15 protein-coding genes are annotated in these 18,865 nt (G+C 58.1%); 4 read left to right on the forward strand and 11 right to left on the reverse strand.

Annotation, left to right across the window (positions count from 1 at the left end; genetic code table 11):
* Positions 1 to 86: 86 nt before the first annotated feature.
* From rfbA to rfbC, 4 genes are read right to left on the reverse strand one after another with little or no spacing between them, the layout of a single operon-like run.
* A complete protein-coding gene (rfbA, locus tag RX330_RS23825; RefSeq protein WP_317240036.1) occupies positions 87 to 974 on the reverse strand; it encodes a glucose-1-phosphate thymidylyltransferase RfbA in 888 nt (295 codons plus the stop codon).
* Complete coding sequence (gene rfbD, locus RX330_RS23830; RefSeq protein WP_317240037.1) at positions 883 to 1,872, reverse strand: dTDP-4-dehydrorhamnose reductase; 990 nt, start codon at positions 1,870 to 1,872, stop codon at positions 883 to 885. Before rfbD ends, rfbA begins: the two co-directional genes overlap by 92 nt.
* Before the next feature lie 7 nt (positions 1,873 to 1,879).
* Positions 1,880 to 2,938 carry a dTDP-glucose 4,6-dehydratase gene (gene rfbB, locus RX330_RS23835; RefSeq protein ID WP_317240038.1) on the reverse strand — a complete coding sequence of 353 codons (1,059 nt, stop codon included), beginning with the start codon at positions 2,936 to 2,938 and terminating at the stop codon, positions 1,880 to 1,882.
* Between the two features lie 14 nt (positions 2,939 to 2,952).
* Positions 2,953 to 3,510 carry a dTDP-4-dehydrorhamnose 3,5-epimerase gene (gene rfbC, locus RX330_RS23840; RefSeq protein ID WP_317240039.1) on the reverse strand — a complete coding sequence of 186 codons (558 nt, stop codon included), beginning with the start codon at positions 3,508 to 3,510 and terminating at the stop codon, positions 2,953 to 2,955.
* A gap of 388 nt (positions 3,511 to 3,898) precedes the next feature.
* Here rfbC and RX330_RS23845 point away from each other — a divergent pair, with 388 nt between their 5' ends.
* The 3 genes from RX330_RS23845 to RX330_RS23855 all read left to right on the forward strand — a co-directional run bounded on the left by RX330_RS23845 (position 3,899) and on the right by RX330_RS23855 (position 9,894).
* Positions 3,899 to 6,196, forward strand: coding sequence for a Wzz/FepE/Etk N-terminal domain-containing protein (locus tag RX330_RS23845; RefSeq protein WP_317240040.1), 2,298 nt, complete (start codon positions 3,899 to 3,901; stop codon positions 6,194 to 6,196).
* Positions 6,197 to 6,271: 75 nt separating this feature from the next.
* Positions 6,272 to 8,284 (forward strand): hypothetical protein, encoded by a 2,013-nt coding sequence (locus tag RX330_RS23850; RefSeq protein WP_317240041.1) that lies wholly within the window; start codon positions 6,272 to 6,274, stop codon positions 8,282 to 8,284.
* 140 nt (positions 8,285 to 8,424) lie between these two features.
* Positions 8,425 to 9,894: an exopolysaccharide biosynthesis polyprenyl glycosylphosphotransferase gene (locus RX330_RS23855; RefSeq protein ID WP_317240042.1), complete on the forward strand. Its 1,470-nt coding sequence runs from the start codon at positions 8,425 to 8,427 to the stop codon at positions 9,892 to 9,894.
* A gap of 67 nt (positions 9,895 to 9,961) precedes the next feature.
* Here RX330_RS23855 and RX330_RS23860 read toward each other — a convergent pair whose 3' ends face one another.
* The gene (locus RX330_RS23860; RefSeq protein ID WP_317240043.1) at positions 9,962 to 10,330 is read right to left on the reverse strand and encodes an H-NS histone family protein; all 369 of its coding nucleotides are present in this window, start codon (positions 10,328 to 10,330) and stop codon (positions 9,962 to 9,964) included.
* 667 nt (positions 10,331 to 10,997) lie between these two features.
* Between RX330_RS23860 and RX330_RS23865 the strand changes: the two genes are divergently transcribed.
* Positions 10,998 to 11,384, forward strand: a complete 387-nt coding sequence (locus tag RX330_RS23865; protein ID WP_317240044.1) for an H-NS histone family protein — start codon at positions 10,998 to 11,000, stop codon at positions 11,382 to 11,384.
* Positions 11,385 to 11,544: 160 nt separating this feature from the next.
* Here RX330_RS23865 and RX330_RS23870 read toward each other — a convergent pair whose 3' ends face one another.
* The 6 genes from RX330_RS23870 to RX330_RS23900 all read right to left on the reverse strand — a co-directional run bounded on the left by RX330_RS23870 (position 11,545) and on the right by RX330_RS23900 (position 18,787).
* Positions 11,545 to 12,624 carry a nucleotidyltransferase family protein gene (locus RX330_RS23870; protein WP_317240045.1) on the reverse strand — a complete coding sequence of 360 codons (1,080 nt, stop codon included), beginning with the start codon at positions 12,622 to 12,624 and terminating at the stop codon, positions 11,545 to 11,547.
* Complete coding sequence (locus RX330_RS23875; RefSeq protein WP_317240046.1) at positions 12,611 to 13,729, reverse strand: PqqD family peptide modification chaperone; 1,119 nt, start codon at positions 13,727 to 13,729, stop codon at positions 12,611 to 12,613. The genes RX330_RS23870 and RX330_RS23875 overlap by 14 nt, the downstream gene beginning before the upstream one ends.
* Positions 13,730 to 13,910: 181 nt before the next feature.
* Positions 13,911 to 14,156, reverse strand: coding sequence for a hypothetical protein (locus tag RX330_RS23880; RefSeq protein ID WP_317240047.1), 246 nt, complete (start codon positions 14,154 to 14,156; stop codon positions 13,911 to 13,913).
* Positions 14,157 to 16,157: 2,001 nt separating this feature from the next.
* Positions 16,158 to 16,967 carry an N-acyl homoserine lactonase family protein gene (locus RX330_RS23890; protein WP_317240049.1) on the reverse strand — a complete coding sequence of 270 codons (810 nt, stop codon included), beginning with the start codon at positions 16,965 to 16,967 and terminating at the stop codon, positions 16,158 to 16,160.
* A gap of 25 nt (positions 16,968 to 16,992) precedes the next feature.
* Complete coding sequence (locus RX330_RS23895; RefSeq protein ID WP_212092539.1) at positions 16,993 to 17,382, reverse strand: carboxymuconolactone decarboxylase family protein; 390 nt, start codon at positions 17,380 to 17,382, stop codon at positions 16,993 to 16,995.
* A gap of 28 nt (positions 17,383 to 17,410) precedes the next feature.
* Positions 17,411 to 18,787: an MmgE/PrpD family protein gene (locus RX330_RS23900; protein WP_317240050.1), complete on the reverse strand. Its 1,377-nt coding sequence runs from the start codon at positions 18,785 to 18,787 to the stop codon at positions 17,411 to 17,413.
* Between the last annotated feature and the right edge of the window lie 78 nt (positions 18,788 to 18,865).

Below are 18,865 nucleotides of genomic sequence, written 5' to 3' on the forward strand. Positions count from 1 at the left end.
ACAGAACAACTCTTTAATTCCATTTTGACCCGCGGTCAATTAAATGCGCAACATATAACGCAATTTAACCTGCCCGCTGAGTAGTGTTATCGCGAAGCGAATTGGGGCAGCCGCACGATTTCGTTTAAATATCTGCCGTAGCCGCTCTTCTCCAAGGGGCGCGCCAGCGCGAGCAATTGATCGCGATTGATGAAGCCGATTCTGAAAGCGACCTCCTCGAGACAGGCAATCTTCATTCCCTGCCGCTTTTCAAGGGTCTGCACGAACGTCCCTGCATCGATGAGTGATTCGACCGTGCCGGTATCCAGCCAGGCAAACCCCCGTCCCATGCGCTCAACGTGGAGCTCGTTGGCCGAAAGGTAACGCATCTGGAGATCAGTAATCTCGAGCTCGCCGCGCGCAGATGGCTCGACACGACGAGCGTAGCGGACAACGCGGTGGTCGAAAAAGTACAATCCCGTGATTGCCCAGTTCGAAGCTGGCAGCCTGGGTTTCTCCTCGATCGACACCGGGCGGTCCGCCTCATCGAACGCGACGACGCCATATCGCTCCGGGTCGCGTACGTGATAGGCAAACACTGTTGCGCCTTCTTCACGTCCTGCCGCTCTGGCAAGCAACTCGCTCAGGCCGTCGCCGAAGAAAATATTGTCTCCAAGCACCATCGCCACGCGATCGTTTCCGATGAAATCCGCACCCACGATGAACGCGTCCGCGAGACCGGCGGGTCGGGCTTGTTCCGCGTAGCTGAGCCGGATGCCCCACTGGCTACCATCCCCCAGCAATCGCTCGAACTGACACCGGTCTGAAGGCGTAGTGATGATCAGAATTTCGCGGATCCCCGCCAACATCAGCGTCGACAGGGGATAATAGATCATTGGCTTGTCATAGATCGGGAGCAACTGCTTGCTGACCACGCGCGTTATCGGATAGAGCCGCGTTCCGCTGCCGCCAGCCAGCACGATTCCCTTCAGCATCGGTTTCTCCTTCTCCGACCAGCTGGTCCAGACAAGATTCCAGTGACTGGCGCCAAGGTGCCAATCGAATCCCGAACACACGTTCGGCCTTGGATGAGTCCAGGCGCGAGTTCCGAGGTCGACGCGCAGCAGTTGGAAACTCCTCGGTCGTAATCGCCTCGAGCGTCGGAATCCGCGCTCCACGACGGGAACGCTCGTGAAAGATCGCCTCTGCAAAATCGTACCAGCTTGCCTCGCCTTGACCCGCGAGATGAAAGATGCCGGCGATGGCCCTGCGATCGTCCGCTACGGACCGTTGTGCGATCCGGAGGACGGCTTCCGCGAGGTCGAACGCGTAGGTCGGATTTCCACATTGGTCGCGGACAACCCTTACAATTTGCCGCGTCTCGCATAACCGCAGCATCGTCCGGACGAAATTGCTGCCATAGGGACTGTAAAGCCACGAGCACCTGATCACCGTCGCAAGCGGGTGCGCGGCCAATACAGCAGCTTCACCGGCAAGCTTGGATGCGCCGTAGACGTTCAGCGGCGCCGGAATGTCGGTTTCGTCGTAGGCATCGGACTTCGCACCGTCGAACACGTAATCGGTCGACAGATGGATCAGCGGAATGTTCATGTGCCACGCGACATCTCCCAGCGCCGCCGCGCCATCGCGGTTGATGCTGAACGCCCTCGCTCTTTCGGATTCGGCCTGATCTACCGCTGTATAGGCGGCCGTGTTGATGATTGCGGAAGGCGCGATCGACGCGATGAGTTTCTCGATCCCTTCGCGGTTCTCCAGATCGAGCTCTGGGCGCCCGAGAGTCACCGCAAGCAGACCGCGCATTGCGGCAAGTTCTCGAAGACACCTTGCCAACTGGCCATTGCGTCCGGCGATGAGGATGGGTCGATCTGTCATCTTCAACTCAGCTTTGGGCGGCCAGGAGACCCAGCCGCGAGCCGTCATAGACGCCGCAGCGAGCACGTTCCCACCATGTGCGGTTCTTGAGATACCATCCGACGGTTTGGGCCAGGCCCTGTTCGAAGGTTCGCTTGGGTTCCCAGCCGAGTTCGCGACGTGCCTTCGATGCGTCGATCGCATAGCGCGCATCATGTCCCGGACGATCCGGTACGAACGTAATGAGGGAACGTCTCGATCCGGCGCCCGGAGACAATCGATCGACAACGTCACAAATCCGAGTGACGACCTCCAGGTTGGATCGCTGAGCATCTCCTCCGAAATTGTACTTCTCGCCAGGCCTTCCTTCGTACAGAAGGCATACTAAGCCTGCGGCATGATCATCGACGTGAAGCCAGTCTCGAATATTCCTGCCGTTGCCATAGACTGGCAGAGGCTTCCGGTCGATGGCATTCAGGATCGTCAGCGGGATAAGCTTCTCCGGAAACTGATACGGACCGTAATTGTTCGAGCAGTTCGATACGATAACCGGCAGGCCGTAAGTTCGAAACCACGCGAGTGCGAGGTGGTCCGAGGCCGCCTTGCTCGCCGAATATGGGGAGCTCGGCTTATAGGGCGTGTCCTCGCGGAACAAGTCGTCGGGACCCAACGAGCCGTAGACTTCGTCAGTCGACACGTGGATGAAGCGGAACTGCTTCCGCCTCGAAGACGGCAGACGTTCGTAGTAGGCTCTGGCAGCCTCCAACAGCGTATAGGTGCCAACTACATTGGTATTGACGAAGGCGTCGGGCCCGTTGATCGAGCGGTCGACGTGGCTTTCGGCGGCCAGATGTATGATCGCATCCGGTTCATAGTCGGCGAACGCAAAATCCATGGTCTCACGATCGCAAATGTCGGACTGCAGGAATGCGTAAGTCTCCAGTCGCTCGATGCTCGCGAGCGACGCCAGGTTGGCTGCGTATGTCAACTTGTCGACGTTGATCACCGCAGCACCCGTCTGTAGCACCAAACGGCGACAGACCGCAGAACCGATAAAACCCGCTCCGCCGGTTACCAAGATACGCATTCTACCCGTCTCCACTAGTCGAAAACGCAACCGAGCTGGCTGAGCGTAGGAAGGGTCTGGTCCCTTGGCGACACCTGGGCTTCCGAGGGCGTCACGGGCCACTCGATCGCCAACGTTGGATCAGCCCAATAGACGCCACCGTCATGACTTGGGGCATAGACCTGGTCGACCTTGTACAAGACGACGGTCTTGGGCTGCAGCGTACAGAAACCGTGCGCGAATCCCTTCGGAATGAAGACTTGATCACCGCTCTCACTATCCAGTTGGATCGCGATGTGCTTGCCGTAGCTGGGCGATGAACGCCGAAGGTCAACTGCAATATCGAGAATCGCTCCGCTCAACACCCGTATCAACTTCGCCTGCGCGAAGGGCGGGCGCTGGAAGTGCAAGCCGCGCACCGTGCCGACCCGATCCGAGCTGGACTGATTATCCTGAGAGAAGTCATGAAGAATTCCCTTCTCCGCAAAAGCCGATCGCTGAAAAGTCTCGCAGAAGTAACCGCGGGCGTCAGAAAACCGATCTGGGCGAATGACTTTGACATCGGGGATCGCCAAGGATCGCAGTTCCAACATTGGGTACCCTCCTGCCCTCTCTCAATTCGGATCGGGCTTCGATGCGGTGGACCATAATCCCCGGTGGAGTTAATTTTCCGCCCCCTCAATCCACGCCTAAACGCTCGCCTTATTTTTAAGAAGCCGCCCGGGCGGCAATCGCAAACTACGGAAATGTCTTCGAATTCTTTTAAGACATGCCAGAGTTGAGCCGCGACGTCGTTATTTTAATCGCAATTCAATTAATATATGATTTATTTAATTTGGCAAGTGGATTTTTACAAGCTATATAATATCTCGCCTTCCCGCAGGCCTCATTAAATCTGGGTTTGCGGGTGGAAGGCCGCAACGTGACCCAGCGTCGGACAGGTACGTGATGCTTCATAACAATCTTCAACACACGGATAGAATGCGGCTGCCGGTAAACGGACTGCCTCAACCCGCCCAGGCAGACGGCGGAGGAATCACCGACGTCATCAATTTCGGCATCGGGCTTCTAAGGCGCCAGTATCTCGTCATTCTCGTCACTGCCGTACTCGCCACTGCGGCCAGCCTGCTCTACCTCCATTTGGTCCCTCCAACCTATACGGCGCAGATTCAGATCCTCTTGGCCAATCCAAGGCCTCAATTTGTCCAGCAGCAATCACTTCTAGCCGAGCCGGCTTTCGACCTCAGTCAAATCGAGACTCAGCTACAGCTCCTGAGGTCGAAGGCCACCGCGGCTGCGGTAATCGATCAGCTGAAACTGACCGAAGATCCGGATTTCAAGCCGTCCGGCCTATCTTTTCAGTCGCTCTGGCAACGAGTTCGGTCGTTGGCCTCAACCGGATCGAAGAAAGATGCGCCACCCGAGACGCATGGCGAACCATCGGACAATCTCGTAGACACATTTCTCAGTCGGCTCTCCGCTGGACGGATCGGATACAGCAACGTCATTGAGATCAGCTTCAGTTCGAGCAACGCAGCCCGAGCCGCCGAGATCGTGAACGCGGTAGCCAACACTTATGTTGCAGACCAGCTCAATGCAAAGTTCGACGCCAACCGCAGGGCGACCACCTGGCTGCAGGAGAGGTTGCGCGATCTCGGCGATCAGGCCCTCGCTGCACAACGTGCCGTTGACGTCTACAAGGCCCAAAACAACATCGTTTCTCTGGACGGAAAACCCATCGACGAGCAACAGATCACGGAAACCAACAATCGATTGGCCGCGGCACGTGCTCAAACGTCCGAAGCCACCGCCAAGTTGGCTCGCTACGACACCCTCCTTTCTATCGATCCGAAAAAGCCGTCCTCGATAGACAATCTGGATGCTATCGGGACCGACGCGCTGAACAGCCAGATCATTACGGGGCTGCGCCAGCAATATCTGGAGCTCACCAGACGTGAGGCCGAGTTAGCGGCCAGGGTCGGTCGCGACCACCTGGCCGTCGTCAATATCCGGAACCGCGCGAGAGAGTTCCGCGTCTCCATCTTCGACGAGGTCAGGAGACTTGCAGAGGTCAGCCGAAGCGAGTTCGAACTCGCCAAACAGCGCCAGGAAGAAATCGAAAAGCAGTTATCGCGAGCCGTTTCGCAGTCCCGTTCGGTCAATTCTGCTGAACTCACCATCAAGGATTTGGAAAGCCGGGCAAAGGGCTTGCGTAGCTTGTACGAGACCTTCCTGCAGCGTTACATGGGCTCCGCACAGCAGGAGACATTTCCCACATCGGACACACGTGTACTCTTTCCGGCGTCGCCGCCGGCGAGCAAGAGCAAGCCGAAGACAAGGTTGGTACTGGCGCTTGGCATTCTCGGCGGTCTCGCGCTAGGCATCGGCTTGGCACTCCTCAGGGATCTAATGGACCGTGTCTTTCGGACTTCGTCACAAGTGGAAACCGTGCTGGAGTTGCCTTGTCTATCTATGGTCCCATTGTTGCCGGCCGGCAAATCTCCGAAAATACCCGTTCGCCTCCAGAAAACAGATGATGATGTTCAACAACGGATAGTTTCATCTCCAACCGCAATTCATCGGACCGTGATCGGAATGCCGCTATCTCGATACACCGAGGCGATTCGTTCTATCAAGCTGGCCATCGACCACAATCCGGGGAAGGCGCAGGTCGTCGGCGTTACGTCTGCCCTACCGAATGAGGGGAAGACCACGATTGCAGCCTCGCTCGCGCAACTAGTCGGGCACACCGGAAAGAAGGCTATCATCGTCGATTGCGACCTCAGGAATCCCTCGCTAACTGCCATCTTTGCGCCAAAAGCGGCCTGTGGAATCATCGAAGTTGCAAACGGCAGCCGGTCGCTCTCCGATGCAATCTGGCGGGATCCGACGACCAATCTTACATTTCTGCCCGCCGTGCGGCCTGGACCTCTGCTCCACACCAGCGAAATTCTTTGCGCCGACGCTATAAGCAAGCTGTTCGGCCGTTTACGCGCCGAATATGACTACGTCATCGTCGACCTTCCTCCCCTGACCCCGTTGGTCGACGTTCGGGCCACTTCATCTCTGATTGACTGCTACATTCTCGTTGTTGAATGGGGCAGGACAAAAATAGATGTCGTACAACACGCACTGCACACGGCACCAAACATTCACGAGTCGCTGATTGGAGCAGTTCTCAGCAAGACGGACACTAAGGCGATGGCCCGATATGACGGTCATCGAAGCTACTATTATCATGATAGCCATTACATCCGTTATGGTCTTTCTGGCTCTTGAGGCTGTCTCATAGCGGCCCGCACTCATCTGACGTGCGAGATCAGCGGAGCGGCCGCACCACACGACGGTGTTTACATGATGGTTTGGCTTGTCATATTGGCCGAGTTAGTGGCGATTACCGCGGCGTTTGCAATGCCTGAAAGCCTGCAAGGCTGGGTGGTGGCATCCCTGGTACTTGCAGCGGCGGCGCTGGTGGTCGCGATCTCTCCATCGTCCTCCTCCCTTGGGCTCGCCAAACTGCTTCGGCCCGGTCTCGTTGTCGTACTCGCGGCTCCGGTGCTCTGGATGGCGTTGCAGGCAGTGCCGATGCCGATGGGCAAACTCGGCAATCCCATTTGGGCGGCTGCATCGGCGGCCTTGAACGAGCCGCTCGCCCAAATGATCACAGTCGATACCGGGGCGACAATATTCTCGCTGGCGCAGTATTGCGCTGTACTCGCCGCGGCCCTCATCACGGCCGTCATCTCGCTTGACCGATATCGCGCGGCGCATGTCCTGCACATTCTGCTGTTGATAGCCACAATTGCTACGACCATGTGGTTCGACAAGGAAGCAACCGCTGTCGCCGGGCCAAATGGCTCAACAGTCGCAGTGCTCGGTGTCTTGCTCTCCTGCGCAACGGCAATACGAGCGGTCGATCAGTTGTTGCGACACAGTCGGCCAGGAACAATTGCGACAGCCCCGCTCCCTGCTCTGTCCGCCGCGACAATTGCAATGATGATCTGCATGGCCGCGCTGCTTGTTCGGGCCAATTCAGCTGCAGTCGTTGCCGCCCTCCTCGGATCTGTAATCCTGCTCTCAGTATTTGCTATTCGCAGGTGGTTTCTAGGCTTGTGGGGTACTGCTGGTGTTCTCGCAACCACCGCGATCGTCTTCATTACCATCGCGACAGTCATTCCCTTCAAGACGAACACCGACCTGACGATCGCCTTGTCGACGAGCAGTCAGAGCGCAACAGAGCTGATGCTCCAGGACGTTGGGCTGGCGGGATCCGGCGCGGGTGCTTCGACCGTGCTCTTGCCGGTTTACCAGGACGTTGAAGTCGGCGCCTCGCGAGAAAGGCCAACTGCCGCCGCCGCGATCGTTATTGATATGGGGTGGGCCTTCCTTTGCGGGCTCGTGGTTATTGCAATGCTCGGCGCTTGTATTCTGATGAGGCGCACTCTGTCGCGCACCTACGATTACGTGTTCCCAGCCCTGGGCGCTGCCGCTTCGATTGCAGTGACGGTACTGGCCTTTTCTGACCACGGAATTCTGGGTTTGGGCGCGTCGCTTCTGGCCGCCGCCCTTTTTGGGCTGGCGTGGGGGCAAAGCGTTCCCGGCGCGGGACGCGACGTCATATCCCTGGAACCAAAAGAGACCTCCGACCGGATCGCAGTTCAAGCACCGGCGTCTCCTCGGAGGTTCGCGTCAGCATTCGTCACCATGTGGCCCCGCATCACCTTGATGGTGCTTGGAATCGTACTGATCCTGCAGGCAGTATGGATGGTCCTCCCTGAGTTGTATCTCGGTGGGCGATCTTCCTTATTGTCAGCTGTGTCGACTGCAACAGGCTGGCCGAACGGAATCTCGAAGCCAGGTTCGGTAGCGGCAGCCCGTGAAGACCTATGGATCCGAGGCGGATCAAGATTCAACTGGGATTCGGCTGTAGCTGCGGACGAGCAACGGACGGCTCCTGTAGTGACTTCGAGTGTGCTTGCTCGTGCATTGCGCTCTTCGCCGCTCCGGGGCGACATTTGGCTCATGCTCGCGGCGAGGTCGAAGCACAATTCGTCCCAATCCAGCACGGCAGCGATGCTCAAGATGTCGTACTATACCGCGCCGAACGATTTGGATCTGGTTCCGTTACGCTTATCCGTCGCACTGGCTACGGATGGCGTGGTACGAGAGCCTGAGTTTCGTGAATTGATCAAGCGGGACATCAGCCTCGTCGTTAGACATCGGCCAGCCCTCAGGCCGGCGTTTGTGACCGCATACCGGTCAGCCTCGGCCGACGGGAAGATCTATCTGGAGGGCCTGATTTCGGAACTGGATCCGGCGTACCTCGACCAAGTGCGCACGCGGAATTCCCAACAGGGTTCTCGATAAGAAGCCACGACCTTTGATCAACAGGCGCTCGCGGTTCCGGCGACAATGGGGCGCACGAATCAAATTGCCGGAACCGATATTTCCACTTGATAAACTTGAGTAATTAATAATAAATTAAATATTAAATAGAAGGGCCCGCCATGAATTTCGTGAACCGACATTTCCCCGAACGGGAGGTTACGGATCGTGTCAGTCCCAAGCCTGCAATATCCCGCCAGCATAAATGGCCTCTCCGTTATGATGCGGTCGAGCACGTGGCGCTTGGTGCGGATATTGCAACCATTCTATTTGCGAGCATCGTTTCTACATTGCTCTACCAGGCTCAGCATGGGCAAGCCGCAGTCGGCTTGGAGAACGCACTTGGCCCGGCGCTAGTCAGCGCAGCTTGCCTCGTTTGCCTGCTGAAGACCTATGGGCTCTATCAGCCGGTTGAGCTCCTTGCCCTCCGAAATCAGATACGCGTGGTCTGTCTGGCTTGGGCGTCGTCGGTGCTTTTCATTTGGGCGGTGTACGGCTTTGCAATTCACCCGGGGGCATCCCAGCAAGCAGGCCTGCTCTTCGTCGTTATCGGTCTGGGTTTGCTTTTGGCCGAGCGGTGGGGAGTCAAGGTGCTTCTCGGAAGAGCCCTGAGCGGCAGAAAGTTCGCCAACACAAATATCGTTCTGATCAGCGATCAACCATTGTCGAAGAACGTGGGATTGTCCGAAACCCTGTCTATGCACGGATATTCCGTGAAGGGACGATTCAGCTTGCCTCCATTTGGCTTCGGTCCTGCCAGCCGAAGGCGTCTCACGGCCCGCGTCATCGACCACATTCGCACCTGCCAGCTCGATCAGGTGGTGGTGGAAGCAGACCCGGAGCGATGGCCTGAATTGCGAGCCTTTGTTGCCGATTTGCGCGTATTGCCGTTCCCGATCATATTCGTGCCCGTCGGCACAACGTCCGAATTGCTTCGACACCCTAAGCGGAGTCTTGGAAGTGCTGTTTGCGTAGAACTCCAGCGTGGTCCCCTTACGCCGCTGGAGTGCACGATCAAACGGACGATTGATGTTGTCGGCGCGGGCCTCGCCCTCGCTATGTTCGCTCCGCTACTTGCGCTGACTGCAGTGGCCATCAAGCTAGATTCTCCCGGCCCTGTATTCTTTCGCCAGCAGCGCTGTGGCTTCAACGGCCAGATATTCTTGATACGCAAATTCCGGACGATGCATGTGCTCGAGGACGGGCCTGTGATCCTTCAGGCCAACCGCGCCGATCGACGCGTCACCCGCGTCGGCAAATGGCTGCGCCGGACGAGCTTCGATGAACTGCCACAGCTGCTAAATGTTCTCGACGGCAGCATGTCGCTGGTGGGCCCGCGTCCTCATGCCGTGGCTCACGACAGTGAATTTGACAAGCTCGTGCGCAACTACGCGCTTCGCCACCGGGTCAGGCCGGGATTGACCGGCTGGGCCCAAGTTCATGGCTGCCGGGGCCCTACCCCCACAGCAGTCATGGTCGAAACACGTGTCCAATATGATCTCTGGTACATCGACAACTGGAGTCTCGGGCTGGATCTCGCAATCCTGCTGCGGACGCCCGTCGAGGTTCTAAGAGGGCGCAACGCCTACTAGACCCAAGACTTATGGGAGTTTCGCCGGCTTTTAGGTCGCCACAATCCTGCCAATCAAACAGCCTCAGTCACGCCCGCTGACGAAGCTTCGGACTTGCTTCGCCAATGCGAAAATCCTCAATTCTCCGACCAGACTTCATTGCAGCAACCAACCACCGCGGCCGCTTGCCACGCCCCGACCAGGTCTCGGATGTCTGCGGATTCCGATATTTCGGCAGCACGCGCGGATACTTACGTCTCGGCTTGCCGGTGGAAGACACGCCTTCCCGGCTCGAATCCGCCAAAATAGCCATCCCGCCCCCAAGTGCCGCTAAGCGCTTTTCGAGTTCGTTCTTTTCCGCCTTGATCCGATCGGACAGAATTCCGCTAATCTCCTCATGAAGCGACCAGAGATCGTCGAGGGACATCGTTTCTAACTCGAGTTTCTTCGCTGACATGCTCTCACCGTGTAGTTGCGCCCAATCCAATATTCTCCCTGTCGATATTAATCAAGACAGAGAAACTGATTATCCCAAGACAATGTGTGGAACCGAACTCGCCCACCCAGATAACCGGGTCGCGGTTATTAATCAAGCCGGTAAAATGAGCAAGCTTAATTTTAACCGCGGGCACGCACCACCACACGCGCTAGTTGCGGGTGGTTAGCTGCGGCCAGGAAACCGCTCAAGCGCCGTGGAAGGATGAGGAATCAAGCTGTCGCCCAAACGATCCGCCCCGCCTCAGCCTGCATCTTAGGGACGGGCGGCCGCTTTTCCGTCGTTCAGGAGCCCTTACCGCCGTGCGGCTGTCCCATAGACGCAGACGCGAGCTAATAACCTCGATATCCTTCAGCGCACGCCGTCTGAGTTCGATTTGGAGCCTAAGGGCCTGAATGTCCGTCACGGCAATCGAGGGAACCACAAACCGGCGGACTGAATCCTGAAGACGTTCAAGAGGATACTCAATCAAGACTACGCTCCTACCCGCGCCTCCAGCAGCTTCTTCACCTGCCGAGGTCAATTAATAAAATAATCGTCGCAATAATCATTAAATAATATATAACAAAATTTATTGTTGTCAATTTCAGCGCTGACTCGGGTCAGTCGAACGGTGACGAGAAATGCTATGCGAAGGCAAGATCTCGAAGCCATGGATTTTGAGGAACTTTGGCTTCTTCACGAGGAGCTAACGAAGATCCTTGCCGAAAGGATCACCGCCGAGAAGCGGGAACTTGAAAAGCGTCTTGCGCAACTCAACCAACCGGAACAATTCGGTGAAGCTGAAAGTGGGGCGGCTGAGGCGGGGGCAGACCAACCGCCCCGGCGCAAATACCCGAAGGTCATGCCGAAGTACTACAACCCGCTCCAGCCAACTGAGACTTGGTCAGGACGTGGTAAGCAGCCCCGCTGGCTGGTTGCCGCCCTCCAATCAGGCCACACGCTGGAGGAGTTCAGAATCCGCGAGAAGGGCGAATCTTCCGAACGGAATGCTAGTGGCCGAGAGCATTCCTAGCTGGGCGCGACTGGACGCACCGCGGGGCGGCTGAGAATGTTTGGCCCTGCGGATTCCCGGCAGCCCCCTCACCTGGAGCAGGTAGCGGATCGAAAACTTGCTCTACCAAGAGACCTGTTGCCACCATGTCTCGAAGGCGCTCGTGTGACGGCTTCAGGCTCTAGACCTTTCCCGCCCGAACTGCGGTCGTCGCATTCAACAGAAAGTGCAGGGTGCTCGCTCTTGGCACAGACCACAATCCACGTTGATGCGCGCTAGTTTTTGTCGAGACAGTAGTCGCCTCCCGGCGGTAACTTCTGATATCCAGAATGTTCATCGCCAGGAGAGGCACGCGTGTGGCCGGAAAGCGTGCTTGCATCAACTGTCGCATGAACTGCAGTCGGGGAATCAGTCGGGAACGTAATGCGTGTGGAACCTCCACGCCAAGCAACTCAGCAAGAGCGAACAGCTGGGTTTCAACCGCATTTTTCATCAATTCGCCCGAGACAAGAGAGGTAAGCTCTTTCCAATCGAGGCCCTCGGCAGAATTGTTCAGATCGCGTAATTCAACAAGGTGCCGCAGGTCGAGATCGCCGAGCCAATATCCATAGTCTTGAAACTGATCATGGATGATCAACATAAGCGCTCTGTAGGCAGGCGTCGGGATATACACGCGTCCGCGCCCCAGCGGAGCGGGGACGCAACGGTTCAGCGGATGCCCGACGCTCTCGTAGAGGTACGCAGGGCCTGGAGCTGCCTGCTGCAGGTCGATGGTCCCGACATCCTGTGAGCGATTCAGCTCGACATGCCATCTCTGGCTTTCGGGAGGGGTCTCATAGTCAATATCGTAACCAATTGCGCACAGAGCGGAGACAGCCAATTTGGCTTCGTCCGGCATAACCATAATGTCCAGGTCAGACATTAACCGAACTCCTCGTCGCTCCTCCGGCGCGGTCGCCAGCGTCGATGCCCCCTTGAGCATGATCGGCGTAACTCCAAGGCCGTTCATCGCGATAACAGCTTCTTCAAGTTGAGCGACGAGCCGATTGTTTCGCAGCACGTTTCGGCGGTGGATCTGGCGAATGTATCCGCAGACGTCCTTCGGCAGGATCTGTGCAAATTTGTCGACAAAATTGATGAGCGCCGGCGTCGTCAGAGTCTGATTTGCGAGCCCGACTACGGACATCCACTCGACGTCGACTGGTGGCATGCCTTGCAGGCAATTGCAAAGACTCGTCAGGGCCGTGCTATGCCTTGCCATTGCATAGATCCATAAGCACGTGCCGAGCCTCCACAGCCTCGCAGTAGGTCAACTGAAGCGACTGCGCCCCCAGGACTATCCGCTTCAATGCGAGAAAGCCGACTCGCGAAAGTCGGCCGTCGGCAGCAAATGCATTCTCGATGAGCCGCTTCATCGAATCCAACTGATCTATCACGGTCAATTCGGCCGGACCGCTCGCTATGCGGTTCAAGAAGATGATCCAGCTTGCGGCAAAGCATTCGTGGTGCGCATCCGGAATAGGCACGTACCGCACCAAAACGCCGTCGGAGCGACAATGCGTCGCGTGGTACCGGTCCCCGTGTAGTCGCGAGAGCAAGTCCCACGACCCCTCCTTCAAGGTGACAGCAAACGGAAGGCCGCAAATCGTTCCGTCAGCTCCACCCAGCGCAACATCATCCCCGGCATACCGAAGTCCGGCGTTCACCAGCTGCAGAGTAAGGGTAGACTTTCCAGCTCCCGGTTGGCCGCACAACAATAGGCCCATGCCGTCTTTGACCAGAGAAGCGGCGTGAAGGGAGAAGACCCAACGATCGCTTCGAATAAGCCGCTCGGTGATGTGCGCTTTGATCGTAGGTGCCAGTGCTTCGACTTCACATCTGGATACGCTGGAATCCTCACCGCGCAAGAACACTTGCTCGTCCAGCATCATTGCCTCAATCGCAATGTCGCCGTGACCCCCGGCGCCCTGATCCGGGACGCAAAATGGCGAAATCAGCCGTCTCAGGAGGTCGCGATTTGCAGCCCGGACACCTATTCTGTGCCGACCCAGAATCGCCGAGAAGGCACAATCGATCGGCATTCGCCAATCGACTTCGAGCAACGCTCGATCGATCCAGACATTGACGAGCTCTCGCGTGAACCGGCGTGCCGTGTGATCGTCAATGTCTAGCGTCCCAAGCTCCTGATAGATCTCTTCCAGAGAGGCACCTTGCGACAACTTACACCAAACGAATGCCCCTACTCCGTCCAGTTCAAAGATCTTCTGCCCTGTTTCGCTGAAAAGCACTGGTCGATCGTCCAGCAGCGCGAACACTGCATCCGAAGCTGGTCTCAACATCATCTCTGCCGACGATCTTTCCAGCACGGCACCAACCAAATCGAAGCAATCTGCCTCGTCCTGTAGCGACGAGGCGAGGACAGCTCTGGGATACTCTCCACGGCCCTCGGCAGCCTACCAAGTTCGATCTAACCCGTCCGCGGCGCGGCAATTCCCGTCTGCCGGGCACAAGTCACCCAATCGGTCTCGGTTCGTAACGACAATACAGTCAGTCATGCCACAGCTGGCCGCCCTGTTCTCTCCCTGCCGAGAAATGTTCAACACCTGCTCTCAAAGAAAGCTCGCGCGCGCTCAACCGATGAGCATCCAGGAGGTACCGATAGGTTTCACGATCGGCACTGCGTTCTCGCAGAATGCGCTCCTTCTCGCCAATGCCTACCAGTTCCGCGCGCATCTGGGCCAAGTGCGGCGTATCGGGGGCGAGGTCGTACTCACCAAGGGTTAAATCCCACATTGTCTCCTCCAGCCGAATGAAACCTGGACGAGCTTAGCTTACGTGATCGCCAGCAATTAACAACGACATTTATAGCATTAACCGATAATCAAAATTTATTTCAGATTTGAACCACCCACAACCGTCCGTTTACAAAGTCAAATCGCGGCGGCACCCGTACCGTGGGAACGGCTGAGTATGCGAAGGATTTGACGTTTTCGACAATGACAGTCCCGCCGCGGCGCCCCCGCAAAATAAACCGGTCGAGAGTCGTAAACCGGACCGACAATGCGAATTTAATTGCACATTAAATGATGTACGAAGATATTAACGAATTGCGCGCGGGGGAGTAAGACGAGTGATCCGATTGGCTGATATGTCCGACAAGAGGAAGGTGTCGATTTCGTTGCGGGCGAAGGATTCCGCACGAAGCCGCAGGGATCTGGGGATGATAATTGTGAGGGGCCCCCCAGAAGCTTTCAGTTGAGGTCGAAGCCTCATTTCAAGGCCCGCGCGGGCCAAAGAATTCACCCAGCAAGAATCCGGTCGGTTGGAGAACCGTCGTCACGAGCAAACTGCCCGTTGCTCGAACATTGACCCAGGTGCGATGCCCCCAAGAAACCTGCACCGTCGAGAGCGCACTCCAGCCGATCGGCCCCTCTTATTTATTCGGCAGATGCTTCAGGGAGGTTCACATGGGTATGATTATGGTCAAGTGTCCCAAAACAGGTCGCGCGATTCCGACCGGCATCAAATCCGATCGTGAGACTTTCCTGCGGAGCATCGTTTTCTTCGGCAATACTCGTTGCCCGACTTGTCAGGCCGATCACAGCTGGTTCGCTCGCGAAGCCTGGGTCGAAGAGTCAATCGTTCGGACGACGAATATCCTTGGTGCCGCTCCCTCGTGCTGATGCAAAATGCCGTGGCCGTTTCAGAGAGTGCGCCCAAATTCTCTGGTTTGAGACAGCCATCTCCATTGCAGCGCATTGGAACGCTCGAAAATATTCCCCGTGTATCGTCGTAAAGCGAACGGACGGCCCCAGGAGCCATCGCTTAGACGCTATTGGCACGTCATCACAAATTCGAGCTTCCCGTCACGGATTCGGCAAGGCTTGTTTGGGGGTGTGGTAGTGAGTAGCGGAGTTTGTAGCCTGGCTGTTCTGCGTCACACAACGATCGAACTCGTTAGCCTGCTGGCTCAATTGAACCGGCTCCGGGAGAGAGTACGAAGGGCGGAAGCACGGCGCTCGGTCGACAGACGACGGTCAGCGTCGGCGCCGCGCGCGCGAAAGCCACGAGCAACAAGGTATCGCGCGCGAGCTACCCAAGCCGCTGCGTTTCTGATCACCGTCTGGCTGGATTGAAGACCAGCATGGATGTGCAAGCCATATTCTCTGAAATCTGCAAGCCTTCTGTCCCGTCTATCCCGCTTTCACAAGCGCCCGGTTCGACTTGCCTTACAAGGGCCTCTCTTGATCTCCCGGTGCACGCATCGTGCACACGCCACCTTCTAATCCCTTGAGAAGCTTGGACTCTCGCTCCAATCCATCATCGGAGCCACAGAAAATCGATAGTCTTGCGATTTCAATGATTTACCTTATCATCTCAATAGGATGAAACACGAACTGTGCACTCCAAACTAGCCGAAATTGCACACGTTTGTACCCGTTTTGACCTCTCGGTGCACACGTAGCGCACACGAATTGGGGAGTGTACACGGCCATGGCCAGCTTCACTCAGTTGCCTTCCGGGAACTGGCGCGTCCAGGTCGCCGCAAGAACCGCTACGTGTCAGAGACCTTCTGCCGGCGCAAGGACGGCGAAGACCGGGCGCTCGATATGGAGCGATCGACCCAGTGGATCCCCAAAAGCCGCGCGCTGCCGTCCAAGCTGCCAGGCAGGCGGAGGCGTTGAACATCGCTAGCTCCAGCAAGCGAGATCCAATTGGAGCCAAGTCGCGAAAGGTTCGTCCATCCCTGGGACAGAAGCTCGCCGGGGAGGCGGCGCGTGGTCCTCTCGCCCCCTAGGAATGAGCAGGCCCGGACGGCGCCACATCCAAGCGAACCGCGATCCCGTCCAGATCCGGGCTCGGCGCCGGATAAAGCATCATGACGAGCGGATCGTGACCTGGAACGATGTGGTCCGCACTGGGCGCCGCGGCGCGCAGCTTGTCGAAGCCGACCAGCATGTCGCCGATATGGAACGCCGTCGTGAACGGACGCTCGCTTGTCATGTTCTCGTAGAAATGACTGACATCGGAGGCGAGCACGACAGGGCCGCGGCGCGTGTTGACACGGACGAACTGAAGACCGGCGGAGTGCCCACCGGCCGCATGAACCGTCAGTCCGGGTGCGATCTCAGCGTCGCCATCGTAGAACAGCACCCGCCGTGCATAGTTCAGCCGCACGATGCCGCAGACGTCCTCCACCTCAAAGGAATGCGACAGACGCGGATATTGCATGTAGCGCCCGGTGGCGTAGGCGAGCTCGCGCTCCTGGAGATGAAAGCGCGCATGCGGGAACCGGTCGAAATTGCCCGCATGGTCATAGTGCAGATGCGTGAGGATGACGTCCTTAACGTCGCCGACGTCGATATCGAACGCGGCCAGCGTCTCCACCGGGCAGCGCAGGAAATTCCGCCCGCGCTGCCTGGCGACGTCCGCGTTGAAGCCGGTGTCGATGACGAAGCTGCGCCCGCCTCCCCGCGCCAGCCACATGAAATAGTCCATCGGCATCGGGCCATCATGCGGGTCGCCGCCGATGAAGTGCTCGCTGCGCTGCGCATCCCGCGTCGCGTAACGGATGGCGAAGAGCTCGTATTCCGGGTCTGCCATGGGGCTTCCAATCGAGCGGACGCGGTCAAGAACCTGCCGCGTCGACCTCGTTGAACGCCTCGCGCGCATTGCGGAAGGCGTCGATGCCGGCCGGCACGCCGCAATAGACCGCGACCTGGAGCAGGATCTCCTTGATCTCTTCTTTGGTGAGCCCGTTCTTCAGGGCGCCCTTGACGTGCAGCTTCAGCTCGTGCGGCCTGTTCAGCGCGCCAAGCATCGCCAGATTGACGATCGAGCGCGTGCGGCGGTCAACGCCGGGCCGCGTCCACAGCGCGCCCCAGCAGAACTCGGTCGACCATTCTGCCATGGTGCGCGTGAACTCGTCGGCGCCGGCGATCGACTTGTTGACGTAGTCCTCGCCGAGCACCTCTTTGCGAACCTTGAGGCCGTTTTCGAACAGTTCGGTCTTGCTCATGATCGTCCCTTTCCGGTCTTGCGACAGTCTAGTTGGAAGTTGGTTGGCGCGACGCCGACGGCGGTCGCAGCGATTGCAGGACCTTGCCTACGTCATCCGCTGCATCGAGCCGCCAGACCGCGTCGATGACGCGGTCTGCATCCCAATCGCTTCGGCCAGTCCGTATGCCTTCGCGCAGCTTCTCTTCGATGTCGCGATCCGACAACGGTGCAGCCTGACTGCCGCGCGGCGACGTCACCGTTTCAGTGAGCGCCTCGCCAGACGACAAGCGCAACGTGACGCGCGCAGCTCCATCTGGCATCCGCGTATCGAGCTCCGCCCTCACCTTCTGCCGCAGTTGCGCGATATCGGGCCGGACCACCGTCTCGCGGGCAAATTCAGCGATCCCGGCCCTGCCGAGCAGCAAGCCGCACGCGACACAATGATGGATACTGACGCGCGCATCGCGCTCGTTGTTGACGGGGCGATCGCCGCGGGCAAGCAGCAGCGCCGAGCCCTGAACCGTCACGGCGTCAATCTGGTCGAACTGCCGACCGATCTGCTCCCGCAATTTCAGACAGGCATCGATGACCGCATGGAAGACGATGCCGGCGGGATAAGGCTTGTAGGTGTTTCTTGCTATCTCCCAGGTCTTGCCGAGACCATCAAGCAGACGAGCAATATCCGGCTCATCCCCCATAGTGCGCGCCCACCCGAGCGGACCTTCAATCGCGCGCGGGGCCGCCTCATAACCCTGCTGCGCCAGCAATGCAGCGAACAGTCCGTTACGCGCTGCGTTGCCGACGCTGACGTTCTTGGCGGCACTGGGCAGGTTCTCGACATTGCCCGCGGACTGGCTCGCCGCGAGCCCGATGGCGTTCGCAATCCCCTCTGCTCGCAGGCCCAGCAGTTTTGCACAAGCCGCCGCGGCGCCAAAGATCCCGCAGGTCGAGGTGATGTGCCAGCCGCGCGCATAGTGGCGCGGCGACACCGCATTGCCGATCCGGCACTCGATGTCCACTCCGAGGATGAACGCCGTGAGCACCTCGCGTCCCGACAGCCTGCGCGTCTCCGCGAGCGCCATGACGGGAGCTGCGACCGGCGCTGCTGGATGAATGATCGTCTCGGGATGCGTATCGTCGAAGTCGAGCAGGTTGGCCGAGATGGCGTTGAGGAACGATGCGCACATCGCGTCCATCTGCCGTGAATGGCCGATGACCGTTGCGGTCGCCGCGCCGCTGAACGGCGACAAGGTTCGCATCGCCGCCATCACGACGGGATCGCGTGCGGAGCCGAGTGCCGTCGCAAAGAAATTGAGGATCGAGCGCCGCGCTTCGATGCTCTGCGCCCCCACGTCCGCCCATGACGCGGCCGCAACGACATCGGCGAGGGTCTTGCTCACGCTTGGAATTCGGTCTTGCGGCACGCCGGGCGTCTTCCTCGTTTTCTCGGACCATAAGACGATCCGCGGCAAACTGTCGACTCCAAATGTTATGCTTGACAG

It is taken from the genome of Bradyrhizobium sp. NDS-1 (assembly GCF_032918005.1).
Taxonomy (GTDB): Bacteria; Pseudomonadota; Alphaproteobacteria; order Rhizobiales; family Xanthobacteraceae; genus Bradyrhizobium; species Bradyrhizobium tunisiense.

What these genes read in the sequence shown, in the direction of transcription:
- rfbA (WP_317240036.1), bottom strand. Translation starts at nt 974, where the DNA reads ATGCTGAAGGGAATCGTGCTGGCTGGCGGCAGCGGAACGCGGCTCTAT.
- rfbD (WP_317240037.1), bottom strand. Translation starts at nt 1,872, where the DNA reads ATGACAGATCGACCCATCCTCATCGCCGGACGCAATGGCCAGTTGGCA.
- rfbB (WP_317240038.1), bottom strand. Translation starts at nt 2,938, where the DNA reads ATGCGTATCTTGGTAACCGGCGGAGCGGGTTTTATCGGTTCTGCGGTC.
- rfbC (WP_317240039.1), bottom strand. Translation starts at nt 3,510, where the DNA reads ATGTTGGAACTGCGATCCTTGGCGATCCCCGATGTCAAAGTCATTCGC.
- RX330_RS23845 (WP_317240040.1), top strand. Translation starts at nt 3,899, where the DNA reads ATGCGGCTGCCGGTAAACGGACTGCCTCAACCCGCCCAGGCAGACGGC.
- RX330_RS23850 (WP_317240041.1), top strand. Translation starts at nt 6,272, where the DNA reads ATGATGGTTTGGCTTGTCATATTGGCCGAGTTAGTGGCGATTACCGCG.
- RX330_RS23855 (WP_317240042.1), top strand. Translation starts at nt 8,425, where the DNA reads ATGAATTTCGTGAACCGACATTTCCCCGAACGGGAGGTTACGGATCGT.
- RX330_RS23860 (WP_317240043.1), bottom strand. Translation starts at nt 10,330, where the DNA reads ATGTCAGCGAAGAAACTCGAGTTAGAAACGATGTCCCTCGACGATCTC.
- RX330_RS23865 (WP_317240044.1), top strand. Translation starts at nt 10,998, where the DNA reads ATGCGAAGGCAAGATCTCGAAGCCATGGATTTTGAGGAACTTTGGCTT.
- RX330_RS23870 (WP_317240045.1), bottom strand. Translation starts at nt 12,624, where the DNA reads ATGGCAAGGCATAGCACGGCCCTGACGAGTCTTTGCAATTGCCTGCAA.
- RX330_RS23880 (WP_317240047.1), bottom strand. Translation starts at nt 14,156, where the DNA reads ATGTGGGATTTAACCCTTGGTGAGTACGACCTCGCCCCCGATACGCCG.
- RX330_RS23890 (WP_317240049.1), bottom strand. Translation starts at nt 16,967, where the DNA reads ATGGCAGACCCGGAATACGAGCTCTTCGCCATCCGTTACGCGACGCGG.
- RX330_RS23895 (WP_212092539.1), bottom strand. Translation starts at nt 17,382, where the DNA reads ATGAGCAAGACCGAACTGTTCGAAAACGGCCTCAAGGTTCGCAAAGAG.